Annotated in this window: 10 protein-coding genes; 2 read left to right on the top strand and 8 right to left on the bottom strand. The window is 45.1% G+C overall.

Annotated elements, in window-relative coordinates:
- Nucleotides 1-7: 7 nt before the first annotated feature.
- From thrC to ACZ5C4_RS07065, 5 genes are all read right to left on the bottom strand, one after another.
- Complete coding sequence (gene thrC, locus ACZ5C4_RS07085; protein ID WP_464520375.1) at nt 8-1,495, bottom strand: threonine synthase; 1,488 nt, start codon at nt 1,493-1,495, stop codon at nt 8-10.
- Between the two features lie 144 nt (nt 1,496-1,639).
- Complete coding sequence (locus tag ACZ5C4_RS07080; protein ID WP_464520374.1) at nt 1,640-2,929, bottom strand: Na+/H+ antiporter NhaC family protein; 1,290 nt, start codon at nt 2,927-2,929, stop codon at nt 1,640-1,642.
- The gene (gene leuD, locus ACZ5C4_RS07075; RefSeq protein WP_464520373.1) at nt 2,926-3,429 is read right to left on the bottom strand and encodes a 3-isopropylmalate dehydratase small subunit; all 504 of its coding nucleotides are present in this window, start codon (nt 3,427-3,429) and stop codon (nt 2,926-2,928) included. The genes ACZ5C4_RS07080 and leuD overlap by 4 nt, the downstream gene beginning before the upstream one ends.
- Complete coding sequence (gene leuC / locus ACZ5C4_RS07070; protein WP_464520372.1) at nt 3,426-4,703, bottom strand: 3-isopropylmalate dehydratase large subunit; 1,278 nt, start codon at nt 4,701-4,703, stop codon at nt 3,426-3,428. Before leuC ends, leuD begins: the two co-directional genes overlap by 4 nt.
- A gap of 74 nt (nt 4,704-4,777) precedes the next feature.
- A complete protein-coding gene (locus tag ACZ5C4_RS07065; RefSeq protein WP_464520371.1) occupies nt 4,778-6,916 on the bottom strand; it encodes an MSCRAMM family protein in 2,139 nt (712 codons plus the stop codon).
- A 494-nt stretch (nt 6,917-7,410) separates the two neighbouring features.
- On the opposite strand from ACZ5C4_RS07065, the gene ACZ5C4_RS07060 reads away from it, so the two are divergent.
- Both ACZ5C4_RS07060 and ACZ5C4_RS07055 read left to right on the top strand, forming a co-directional pair.
- Nucleotides 7,411-8,538 carry an IS110 family RNA-guided transposase gene (locus ACZ5C4_RS07060; RefSeq protein WP_464520113.1) on the top strand — a complete coding sequence of 376 codons (1,128 nt, stop codon included), beginning with the start codon at nt 7,411-7,413 and terminating at the stop codon, nt 8,536-8,538.
- A complete protein-coding gene (locus ACZ5C4_RS07055; RefSeq protein WP_464522376.1) occupies nt 8,502-8,780 on the top strand; it encodes a hypothetical protein in 279 nt (92 codons plus the stop codon). The genes ACZ5C4_RS07060 and ACZ5C4_RS07055 overlap by 37 nt, the downstream gene beginning before the upstream one ends.
- 256 nt (nt 8,781-9,036) lie before the next feature.
- On the opposite strand, the gene asd is transcribed toward ACZ5C4_RS07055, so the two are convergent.
- From asd to ACZ5C4_RS07040, 3 genes are all read right to left on the bottom strand, one after another.
- Nucleotides 9,037-10,122: an aspartate-semialdehyde dehydrogenase gene (gene asd, locus ACZ5C4_RS07050; RefSeq protein ID WP_464520370.1), complete on the bottom strand. Its 1,086-nt coding sequence runs from the start codon at nt 10,120-10,122 to the stop codon at nt 9,037-9,039.
- A gap of 77 nt (nt 10,123-10,199) precedes the next feature.
- Nucleotides 10,200-11,576, bottom strand: a complete 1,377-nt coding sequence (gene argH / locus ACZ5C4_RS07045) for an argininosuccinate lyase (protein ID WP_464520369.1) — start codon at nt 11,574-11,576, stop codon at nt 10,200-10,202.
- A gap of 381 nt (nt 11,577-11,957) precedes the next feature.
- A complete protein-coding gene (locus ACZ5C4_RS07040) occupies nt 11,958-13,283 on the bottom strand; it encodes a class II D-tagatose-bisphosphate aldolase, non-catalytic subunit (RefSeq protein WP_464520368.1) in 1,326 nt (441 codons plus the stop codon).
- Between the last annotated feature and the right edge of the window lie 144 nt (nt 13,284-13,427).

Below are 13,427 nucleotides of genomic sequence, written 5' to 3'. Positions count from 1 at the left end.
TTACACCTCAACCCTTAAGTATCTCTTTTACTGTTTCTTTCATCTTATCCGCATCACACTCTCTCGTATGTCGGATTTTCGCATTGCGGATCTCTTCTATCGCCGCAGGTATCTCCATGCCTGAGATCTTGTGCAGCTCGTCGATCAATGCAAATTCCTCCCAGTCTTTATATTTTTCATCGATCGCCGTCATTACGCTGTGCGCAAACTTATACGGACTTGCTGTAGAGGCCACAAGGGCTTTTCTTACATCCCCGCTTTTCTCTCTGTACTCTCTGCATACATGTGCAGCCACAGCTGTGTGGGTATCCATCACATATCCGGTCTCCTGGTAAGTTTTCTGGATTCTCTTGCTTGTCTGTGCTTCCGTCGCATACCCACCAACGAAATCCTCCAGTTTCTCTTTCATTTCACTGGTGATTTCATATACCCCTCTTTCTTTTAACGACTGCATCAATTCTGCATTTTTCCTCGCATCTCCTCCGGCAATCGTATAGATAAGACGCTCCAGATTACTGGAAATCAGAATATCCATAGAAGGGGAAGAGGTAAGCACAAATTCTCTGTTTCTGTCATATTTTCCAGTCTGGAAAAAGTCGAAAAGTACTTTATTTTCATTGGACGCACAGATCAGTTTTGCAATCGGCACTCCCATCTGCTTTGCATAATATGCCGCAAGAATGTTTCCAAAATTTCCGGTAGGCACTGCCACGTTGATTGTCTCCCCAGCAGAAATTTCCTCATTCTTCAAAAGCTTCGCATAGGCATACACATAATAGACAACCTGTGGAACCAGCCGTCCGATATTGATGGAATTTGCAGAAGAAAATTGGTATCCGCATGCATCCAGTTCCTTTGCCAAGTCTTTGTCTTCAAAGATTGCTTTCACTCCACTTTGCGCATTGTCAAAATTCCCATGAATTGCCACAACAGAGGTGTTCGCCCCTTTCTGGGTCACCATCTGCAATTCCTGCACTCTACTTACCCCGCCCTTTGGATAGAATACAATGATTCTCGTCCCCGGCACATCTGCAAACCCTGCAAGCGCCGCTTTGCCTGTATCTCCTGACGTCGCTGTCAAAATTACAATTTCATTTTTCACATGGTTTTTCTTTGCCGAGGTTGTAAGCAAATGCGGCAGGATGGACAGCGCCATATCTTTAAACGCAATGGTCGCCCCATGAAAAAGCTCCAGATGATATGTATCCCCTACCTTTGCCAGCGGCGCAATCTCTTCTGTATCGAATTTGGAGTCATAAGCACTTGCGATACAGCACTTCAGCTCCTCCTCTGTAAAATCTGTAAGGAACTGCTTCATCACTGTATACGCCGTCTCCTGATACGTCATCTCTTTGAGTTCTTCCATCGACACATCCAGCTTTGGAATCCTCTCCGGCACAAATAGTCCGCCGTCGTCTGCAAGACCTTTCAATATTGCCTCGGAGGCAGTCACTGTTTTTTCTGTGCTGCGTGTACTTCTGTATAATAACTCCATGTCTTCTCCCTCTTTTTCTTTCACTATATCTACGTTTATATACAAAGAGCAGTACGCGTCTCTGCTTTTACGCTACTGCTCTGCATTATATCATAAGTTTCTTTTTTAAGCAATTTTGTTTCCTTCGCTTTTTATGTCTTTTTGTCAGTTGTTTTTCTGTCTGCGGAACAAAATAACCGCCAGGCCACATATTGCCATCAAAATCGGGTATACCAGATGGGGAATAATCTGAAACGGCGTCAGCCCCGTCAGCGTTGCCGCCGAAAGAAGCTGTGCCCCATAGGGGATCATTCCCTGCCCGACAGAAGTGAACATATCCAAAAGTGATGCAGAACGTTTCGGCTCAATTTCAAATTCATCACTGATTTCCTTCGCAATCGGCCCTGCCATGACAATCGCTACGGTATTATTCGCTGTACACAAGTCTACAAAAAGGGCAAGAAGGGCAATCCCAAGCTCTCCTCCTCTTTTCCCATGAATCCGTTTTTTAATCATGTCCAGAATAAACTGTATTCCCCCGTATTCTCTTACCAGAGAAACCACGCATGCCACCACAATAGAAATAACGGTAATGTCATACATGGACGTAATACCGCCGCCCACTACACTGAAAATTTCTGAAACTGCAATGCTGCCGGTGAACACTCCCACAATTAAAGACACCACGATCCCACTGATTAATACGAGAAACACATTGATTCCAATCAAAGCACCCGCCAGTACAATCACATACGGCAAAACCTTCCACAGATTATAAGACAATTCGCCTTCCATATGAAAGTTTCCGTTCCTCGTAATCATCCAGAAAAAGACCATCGTCAATATAGCCGCAGGAAGTACAATCAGGAAGTTTGCCTTGAATTTGTCCTTCATTTCACATCCCTGTGTTTTTACTGCCGCTATCGTAGTGTCAGAAATCATCGACAGATTGTCCCCAAACATCGCTCCGCACACTACAGCCGCAATGCAGACAGCAAGTGAAAATCCTGTCTTTTCGCTGATTCCCACGGCGATCGGCGCCAGTGCGGCAATCGTCCCCATAGAAGTTCCCATGGAAACAGATATAAAACAACCGATGATAAACAGCCCTGCCACTGCAAAATGTGAAGGAATGAAGGACAGACCCAAATTCACAGTGCTGTCCACACCTCCCGCTGCCGTTACCGCACCAGAAAACCCGCCTGCACACAGGAAGATAAGGCTCATAGTAATAATATTTTCCTCACCTACTCCTGCCGATACTACCTTAATTTTGTCCGCAAAAGACAATTGGCGGTTCTGTAAAAATGCTACAAAAAGCGCAATCAAAAATCCTACCACTGCAGGCATTGCATTAAAATCTCCAAATACAATCCCCGAACCAAGGAAAATAACCAGAAACACCCCGATCGGCAAAAGCGCTATTCCTCTGCCTTTTACTTCTTCTTTCCTCATAGCTTATTCTCTTTTTTCTTACTGTTCGTATAATTCACAAGCCCTCCGGCCGCAATCAATTTCTGCATAAATTCCGGAAATGCCTGTCCCTGGTACTGCGTACCTTTCGTACGGTTATAAATTGTCCCGCTGTCAAAATCCACCTCTACCTCGTCTCCGGCTTCGATCCCTTTGGCTGCCTCCGGACATTCAATGATCGGAAGCCCGATGTTGATTGCATTCCGGTAAAAAATACGGGCAAATGTCTCTGCAATCACACAGCTTACCCCAGCCGTCTTCAGGCAAAGAGGCGCGTGCTCTCTAGAAGATCCACATCCAAAATTTTTATTTGCCACAATCAGATCGCCCGGCTGTACTTTTTTCACGAAATCCGGATCTATGTCAACCATTGCGTGGCTCGCCAGCTCCTTTGCATCAAAGCTATTTAAATATCTCGCCGGAATGATGACGTCTGTATCTACATTGTCTCCATATTTGAATACATGTCCCAGTGCTTTCATTCTCTCTCACCTACTTTCTCAGGATTCGCGATATAACCGGCAATCGCGCTCGCAGCCGCCACTTCCGGTGATGCCAGATAAATCAGAGAATCTACATGTCCCATCCTGCCTACGAAATTTCGGTTTGTCGTAGACACACACTTCTCTCCCGCTGCCATAACTCCCATATGGCCTCCCATACAAGGGCCGCAGCTCGGTGTGTTTACTGCACATCCTGCATCCACAAAAATATCCAGCAGTCCTTCCTGAATACATTGTTTATAAATTTTCTGCGTTGCAGGTACTACCATAACGCGTACATCTGGATGTACGGTATGTCCTTTCAAAATCGCAGCTGCTTTTCTCATATCTTCCATTCTTCCATTCGTACAGGATCCGATCACCACCTGGTCAATCCTGATTGATTCCATCTCTTCAATTTCATCGATGGTTTTTGCATTTCCTGGCAAATGTGGAAACGCTACAGTCGGACGCACCTTTGAAAGATCAATTTCTACCACTTCATCATAGGATGCATCTTCATCGGCTTCATAGATCTTATATTCTTTTTGGGTATGTTCCTTTAAATACCTTTCTGCCTTCTCATCTACAGGGAAGATTCCATTCTTTGCGCCCGCCTCAATCGCCATATTCGCCATTGTAAAGCGGTCGTCCATGGACAGGTTTTCAATTCCGTCCCCTGTAAATTCCATGGATTTATATAGTGCTCCATCCACTCCGATTTTTCCGATAATATGGATAATGATGTCCTTTCCGCTAACATACGGCCCTGGTTTTCCGGTCAGAATGAATTTGATTGCACTTGGCACCTTAAACCATAGTTCTCCTGTCGCCATTCCTGTTGCAATATCTGTTGTTCCTACACCTGTAGAGAACGCGCCGATTGCCCCATATGTACAGGTATGTGAATCCGCCCCGATGATACACTCACCGGCGGCCACCACACCCGCCTCCGGCAAAATAGCATGCTCTACGCCGGATTTTCCTTGCTCAAAATACCATTTCAGTCCCTGTTCCTTTGCAAATTCACGGATTGCTTTTGAATTTTCCGCTGATTTAATGTCTTTATTTGGTGTAAAATGATCCGGCACCAACACTACTTTCTCTTTATCATAGACCACGTCTGCCATTTGTTTAAAAATTGGCAGTGCCATAGGCCCGGTAATATCATTTGCCATGACCACATCCAGCTTCGCTTCAATCAGTTGTCCGGCGGAAACCGAATCCAGTCCCGCATGCGCCGCCAGGATCTTCTGCGTCATTGTCATTCCCATTGTGACAGCCTCCTTTTCCTATTCCTATGTGAGACATTTTATCACACACAGGCTTTAAAGAAAAGACAGGAATCTTATCCTCTTTTGCGACTTTTGTCTACAAATACCAGCAGCAGGACGCCGAGGCTTATAAGAATCCCCACAATATACATACGAATAACTGTTTCATCTCCGGTATGTATCGTCTCTTGTTTTTCCTTTTTAGGTATTTCCTCATCTGTCGGAGGATTTTCTTTTGACAGATCTGCATTTTCAATCGTCCCCATATCCAGTATAAATTCATCTCTCGAGATGACAAATTCTCCCTCGTATAACTGCTTTCCTTCATTTTTCTCACAGCGCAGCTCTTCGATCTTGTAAGTGTCAAATGGCAGTGCTCCCTGTCCGTCATCTACCGGAACACATGCATTTTCATCTCCTATTCCAAACCACAGCCCTGCTCCGGCTTTCTCTGCATTGGTATCCACAGAATGTTTCACATATTCTGAGGAAGATGAAAAATACCCATTTTCATCTGTTACAATGACATGACTCTCTTTTGTCGTCATAGACGTAATACGGAAAGGAATATCTGCCATTGCCTTCTGTGTCTTTTCCTCTATCTTTGTAAATGAGAAATCTCCCCGTATCACTTTGTCCGCCGCCTGACACCTGTTGCCTCCGATTAGCTTCACCTCTTCTCCTTCCTGCTTTATTGGTATGACACACGCGGTAAGCCATCCTTCCTCTTCTGCAGCCACATTTTCTTTTTCCTGTTCTTCTGTTCTATCCTCCTCCGCTTTAAACAGTACCCCTTTTAACAAATATCCCATCGGCGCTTTTACCTCTTCTATGACAAGCGTGCCAAGCGGAAGAACCGGCTCGTCGCTTCCTGCCGCATAGTAGAAGTCGTCCCCTTCTATTTTATATTCCTCCGAAAGTTCCCAGCATGCCTGCTGCTCTTCGACCTCTTTTGTTTTTTTCGTCTCTTTTGTTTCCAATATCCAAGTCCGATCTGGTTCCTCCGGAAGAGAATCCTTTGTATACTCCCCCTCATAGAAATCTACGGCAAACTGCGCACCCGCAAGAGACGCACATCCCTGCGGTATGCTGCCTTTTGTTCCCGCATCTACCTTCACTAGCTGCAAGTCAGCCTTTGCGCTGACCGGAATATCTTTGACTCCCACGCTGGTTGTCTTCCCGTTCTCCACAGAGACAGCATAACTTTTTGTATCCAGCTTATATCCCGATGGCGCTTTTATCTCACATATTGTATACTCTCCAACGGACAGCTTCTCACTTTTTGCATACCCTGCTTCATCCGTCACCAGCACTGTTTTTAACACATCCTTCTGGTACACGCCATATTCGGCTCCTTCCAGCGTATAACAGGAGTTTCCCTCTGAAAGCCCTGGATCGGAAGAGCTTTTCTGTATTTCTATATAACCGCCGGCCGGATGGTATTCCCATTGGCAGAGATCCTGGCCATTTCCTTTTAAAATCACACCGCTGCATTCCCACTTTTCCCTCCACTCTGGGTCTACAGCATGTTCAATTCCATATTGGAGCACCTGCCAAGTATATTCCGATACATAGTGCACTCCGTCCGGACACAGTACATTATTCCCAAATTCCAGCGTAATACCCGGATACCAGCCGTTCACCTCATTTAGTACCTCCCATACTAAGATCTGTTTAAAAAAGTAATCCTGGCTGGAAGTAAAGGAGAAGTCCAGCGTCGTTTTCCACTCATCATACCAGGCAAAGGCACTGCCAATCGTATCTATTGTATATTGGCTGTAATACATTTTCGCGTCATACACCTGTTTGTTTCCTGACTGAAAGCTCACCGTCGGATCCGCGCAGAACGCCCATTCTCCATCTGCTCCCAATACTCCTTCCGACCAACTGTCCACCATTTCCCATGATTGCCCGTCAGGACTGTATCTTACCATATCAATTGTTCCCTGATCTGCAGCAAGGACACTGGTATACACCGTACTTCCTGCGGCAGCGCTCCTTCCTTGCATTTCATTTGCCGTTTCTTCGGCAAATCCGACTCCCTTTAACAGCTCTGAAAGATATGCCGTATCATACATAGGTCTGCGCTTCTCCTGCTTTACATCCGGCTGCTCTTCCTCTGCCGCCACAACCTGCATACAAGAAAAGGCAAATATAAAAATAACAAACACAAATAAAAAGGTCTTTCCGCCCTTTTTCCATTTTTCCTTCATACACATCTCCTGTCCTAAGAAAACCTGTACCATTAAAACAGCATTTTCCCCAGCAGAAAATACCTCTTCTCCTGCACGTATACACCGGACATGCAGAAGTTCCTCCTGCCTCCTCTCTGCTTTTATTTTTTCTTTCTCCTCGTTTGGAATTCAAGGGAAGAAATTCCCCGGATAATTGAATTACTGATTTGATTTCAGAATTTAGCGTTTGATTCGCTGTCTTCGACGAGTGTTTTTACGACGCTGCCGCCAAAAAGAAAATTGTCCTTTCCGGCTGCTGCCTGACAGACAAAAATTTCATCTGCTTTTCGCTGGGATATTCATTATAGCATATCCAACCGGAAGGGACAATTCATAAAAACGCACAAAATTATTTTGTGTAACAGACAATATGTAATGACCTCCGATTTGTAGGTTCGTGGATTTACCTGTATACTATAAATCGGAACAATAAATGGTAACAGGGATTACCGCATACAAATGGAGGTCATCAAATGAATTATAACACAGTTTACGTAGGAATGGATGTACACAAAAAAAGTTTTTCACTTTGCTGCTACACAAATGAAAAAGAGCAGGCTGAATATCCTCAAAAAACAGCCCCTCATTACAGCAAAGTCCTGAATTATCTGGAAGCTATGCGTTTCCACTATGGCGATGATGTTTTGTTTATTTGTGGTTATGAGGCGGGATGCCTTGGCTACACCTTATACCACGAACTCATGGACCATAACGTAAAATGTATCCTTCTCGCCCCGACAACAATACCACAGCCAACCAGCAGGAAAAAGGTCAAAACGGATAAACGCGATGCCGCACTGATCGCAAGATGTCTGGCACATCACGATTACAGCCCGGTACACATTCCTTCCGAAAAAGATGAACAGGTGAAGGAATATATCCGGATGCGTAACGACCATAAGATTGCCCTCAAAAAAGTAAAGCAGCAAATCAGTGCGTTCTGCCTGCGGCATGGCTACCGCTATGACGCAACTGTAAACCAGTGGACACAGGCTCATCTCAAATGGCTGAGGGCTTTAAAACCGGAAGGGCTTTATCGTGATATTTTGATGGAATACCTGTCTACCTACGATCAGCTGACAGATAAGATCGAACGTATGGACAGACGCATTGAGGAACTTGCAGGCGAACCGCAATACAGGGAGGGCGTCAAAAAACTATCCTGTTTTCTTGGAATCAAGATACAGACTGCGCTTTCTACAATGGTTGAGGTTGGAGATTTCAAACGTTTTTCTTCTGCCCAGCGTTTTGCTGCTTATCTGGGGCTTGTGCCCGGGGAGCGTTCCAGCAGTGAGTCCCAGAACAGACTGGGGATCACAAAGGCGGGAAACAGCCACATCCGTACCTTGTTGGTAGAAGCAGCCCAAAGTTACACGCGGGGACGTGTCGGGTTTAAATCAAAGGCATTGAAGGAAAGACAGTACGGTAACCCGGCAGATGTCATCGCATATGCCGACAAAGCCAACGAACGTTTTCGGCGTAAGTATTATACGATGGTTTTGACGAAAGGGAAAAAGGTGAATGTTGTAAAGACAGCGATTGCAAGAGAATTGGCGTGCTTTATATGGGGGATGATGGTAGGAAATCTGACGGAAAGATAAACAAGGATTTATCACAGCGTCCCAGAAATATCAAGGCCGAGCCGCCGCAGGCGGTGCCGGGCAGCCCTGACATTTCCATTCCGCAGTTATGGCGGATAAACAAGCGCCGTAAGCAGGATAGTGCTGCTTACGGCAGGAAAACCGAACGATTGGAGACACCCTGGAAGGGCTTTAGCATCTTTCAAGGTTCGAGCTATCTGCGACTGAACTATGTCGGCATAGGGAACTATGATCCACGCTAACAGACAGCAGGGCTCACGGCGGACCATTGACCTGTCGGTAAGGAGCGATCCGAATCCACGTATATCAGAGTGGCCAATGCCGGGGACTGATATGTCTAAAGCCTTTTCAGGATGTCTCCAAAACAAAAACATAAAATTTGTGATGATTTTTGTGATTTATCTATTGACAAATGTCATTACATATCAGTTCAGCCATACAGATGTACGCAGTGCGGTTTTACGAATGGCGCGAACTGAACTGTTACTATTTTTGAAATTATTTTGCCTGGATGTATCCTTTTGCTGTCAGGGACTCTGCGCACAATACGGCTCCGCCTGCTGCGCCTCTCACTGTATTGTGGGACAGGCCGATAAATTTATAGTCATAGATGCTGTCCTCTCTGAGACGCCCAATAGATACGCCCATTCCTTTTTCATAATCTACATCCATTTTAACCTGCGGACGATTATCTTCCTCTAAATACTGTATAAACTGCTTCGGAGCGCTTGGAAGAAGAGCTTCTTGTGGAAATCCTTTAAAGCTTGTCAGCTTCTCAACAAGCTGTTCTTTTGTCGGTTTTTTCTCGAAATTGATAAATACCGCGGCGGTATGTCCGTTCAATACCGGCACACGTACACACTGGCAGGTAATCTTTGGAAGCTCGGCTTTTACAATCTGCCCATTTTCCACTTTACCAAGAACACGCAGCGGCTCCTGCTCACTCTTTTCTTCCTCTCCGCCAATATACGGGATAATATTTTCTACCATCTCCGGCCAATCCTTAAATGTCTTTCCTGCCCCCGAAATAGCCTGATAGGTAGTCACAACCAACTCTTTTGGCTCAAATTCCTTCCATGCCGCAAGGCAAGGCGCATAGCTTTGAATGGAGCAGTTTGGTTTTACCGCGATAAATCCGCGTGTTGTTCCGAGACGTTTTTTCTGATCTGCAATCACTTCAAAATGCTCTGGATTGACCTCCGGAATAACCATAGGCACGTCCGGCGTCCAGCGGTGCGCGCTGTTGTTCGATACGACGGGAGTCTCTGTCTTGGCATATGCCTCTTCTATCGCTTTGATTTCCTCCTTTGTCATATCCACTGCGCTAAATACAAAATCAACCGTAGAAGCCGCATGCTCCACATCATTTACATTCATCACAACCAGCTTTTTCACTGCCTCTGGCATAGGCGTATCCATTTTCCATCTTCCACCTACTGCCTCTTCATATGTTTTTCCCGCAGAACGCGGGCTTGCAGCTACTGTCACTACTTCAAACCAGGGATGATTTTCCAAAAGAGAAATAAATCTCTGTCCTACCATTCCCGTTGCTCCCAAAATTCCAACTCTTAATTTCTGTTCCATTTTTCCTCTCCTTCTTTCTTCTTGCTGTATATATTCTACGGACTTTCTTTCTCTATTAGCCCTGCTCTTATCTAATCCTACTTTGCCAAATAGGCACGTGCTTCTTCTATTACCTTTTCCATCGCCTGTCTGCCCGGCGCCCCCACAGTATTTCTTTGTTCCACACAGGTTTTCATGCTGATCGCCTCATAAATGTCTTCTTCAAACGCTGGAGAGACTGCTTTAAATTCCGCAAGACTTAAATCGTCCAGCGCTATATGTTTCTCAATACAATGCAGCACAAGCCTTCCGACTATTCCATGTGCATCCCGAAACGGAACGCCATGGTTTACAAGATAGTCCGCCGCATCTGTCGCATTGGTAAACCCACGTTTGGCGCTATCCTCCATCTGCCTTTCATTGAATTTCATAGTTGCCAGCATCCCAGTAAATAAAAGCAGACACCCCTTTGTCGTATCAATTGCGTCAAATGTAAGCTCCTTGTCCTCCTGCATATCTTTATTATAGGCAAGAGGAAGCCCTTTCATTGTTGTCAGAAGCGCCATCAATGCTCCATAGACACGGCCTGTCTTTCCTCTTACAAGCTCTGCAATGTCTGGATTTTTTTTCTGCGGCATAATGCTGCTTCCAGTACTGTATGCATCATCAATCTCTACAAATTTATATTCGTTGGAATTCCAGATAATCACTTCCTCTGAAAACCGACTTAAATGCATCATTATGGTAGACATCGCCGAAAGGAGCTCAATCAGATAATCTCTGTCCGACACAGAATCCATACTGTTACGTGTAGGACCTGCAAAGTCCATAAGCTCTGCTGTATATTCCCTATCCAGAGGATACGTTGTCCCCGCGAGCGCTCCCGAGCCCAACGGACACATATTCATCCTTGCATAAATATCTTTCATGCGCATCCGATCGCGCTTGAACATTTCAAAATATGCTCCCAGGTGATGAGCCAGTGTAATCGGCTGTGCCTTTTGCAGATGCGTAAACCCTGGCATAAAGGTTTCGGTGTTTTCCTCCATCAGCTTTAACAGTACTTCCAGCATTTCTTTTAACAGCCCGTCCAGTTCTGTCACTTCATCCCGAATATACAGCTTCATGTCCAGCGCAACCTGGTCATTCCGACTTCTCCCAGTGTGCAGCTTTTTGCCTGCCGCACCTATTCTTTCCGTCAGCACCGCCTCCACAAAGCTGTGAATATCCTCATATTCATCCGTAATTGCCAGTCTGCCTTCCCTTACGTCTTTTAAAATTCCCTCCAGGCCATCTGTAATCTGATTTTTCTCTTCCTCTGTCAGAATCCCCTGCTTTCCCAGCATGTTCACATGAGCAAGACTTCCTCGTATATCTTGTTCACAGAGCCTTTTGTCAAATGAAATTGATGCGTTAAAATTATATACCAACTGATCCGTTTCTTTCGTAAAACGGCCGCCCCATAACTGCGCCATTTTTCTTCCTCTTTTCTTCGCTCATATTTTTCACACTAGTTTATCACATAGAAGCACAGCCTGTCCAGTCTATCACCAGAAATTCTTTGACATTGTGTAACAGCCATACAGTGTGCGGGAGGCATAAAATATGCCTACATATTTTTGCGAGCATACATCTGTATGAGCTTAAGCGCCCGTCAATGAGTAAAACGGTGACGGCAGCCACGATAAGCACGCAGTGCGGTTTTACGAATGGCGCGGGCTGAACTGTTACGGCATTGTTACTTCTTAATATAGAAAAACCGCCATACTGTTAAACAGACATTTCTGCTTCTTTTCAACAGTACAACGGTTTCCTGTCTTTTTAAATCCCTGCCATCTGCATGCCTCTTTTACACATTACAGAAGCTTCCTCTGATGTGTGGCATACAAGTATTCGTCAATCGTATTGATAATCCGGTCTTCTACCAGTGCTACCGGTTCATTCTCCAGCAGTCCTTCCCGTACTTTCGTATACTGAATCGGCATAAACTGACTCAAAAGATGCAGCGGCACTCCTAATTTCCCTAAATTTTCAAGGAGACGGTCACAAGCCTTTTCCACTGCTGGTGTCGGCATATAATACCTGCACCTGTCAGAGAAAGAGTATTTCCTTTTCATGCGTATTTCCAGTGCACTTCCCTGATAGTGTTTTTTCCAATATTTATCATCCTTACACATTTCCTCATCCAGCGTCTCGGCAAAATGACTCGGAGTAATATCTGTGCCATAGAGCAGCTCTTGTTCAATATGCTCCAGGGCGAACATTGCCTCACGCATCGCAAATGTAAGCGCCGGCCCTACCTTCAAAATACCGACACCGTCCTCAACCAGCTCCCGCAGCTTGATTTTTGTCTGATAATCGGTCGAATGTCCTTCAAATACAAGGTTAGGAAAATCCTTAATAGAAGCCATCAATTCCTTTGCTTTCTCACGATCATATTCTGTACACCCACTGTCCTTTTCTTCTACGCCTGGCTGTACAACAACTCCGATAACACGTTCCCATACATCCTGTCCAAGTCCTGCGTCCGCAAAAGCTTTCTCAAATGTCTGTACCGTATTTTTAAAGTCGTCTACTTTCGTCACCTGGACTCCCGTATCCTCACTTCCCACTGCGCCTCCTGGAATTGGCACTTCACTTCCGATAATATATACCGGCGGGATCGCATCCGGCTCTTTTTTCAAAAGTTCCTGATATGTCTTCTCTGCCACCTGTGCCAGACGTGCCCCACGCCTTGCGATGACTTCATCAGACAATCTTTCATCCTCCGCATCACTTCTCACCTTCATGCTGGTATCAATGTGGATTTTTGTAAATCCGGCTGCCACATAATGACGGATTAATTCTTCCGCATCTGCCATTGCCTCTGCTTCGTCCTTTCCGGCGAACGTCAGAGGCCCCAGGTGGTCTCCGCCCAAGAATATCTTTTGTTTGTCAAACCCGTTCTTCTTAGCAATTTCCAGAACAAACTCCTTAAAATCTGCCGGCTTCATTCCAGTATAACCGCCGTTTTGATCACATTGGTTTGCCGTACTCTCGATCAGTACACAGGAACCATCTGATTTGCCCCTCTTTAGAGCTGCTTCAATCACATATTTGTTTGCACTGCAGACGGAATAGATTCCGACGTTTTTTCCTTCTTTCTGCAGTTCTACTATTTTTTTCAGTGGATTTAACAACATGATAATCCCTCCTTTTCTTTCTTCATCCTAGCACGAAAAAAGATACCATACTTTGGATTTATTAAACAATCATTTGCATTTTTTAAGAAAGCAAGAAATAGAGAGACAAAAAATGCGGTTGTGTGCTATACTGTTACCAAGTAA

Source organism: Mediterraneibacter flintii (genome assembly GCF_055387595.1).
The sequence above is the reverse complement of the archived record's forward strand: the minus strand, read 5'-3'. Positions and strand labels throughout refer to the sequence as shown.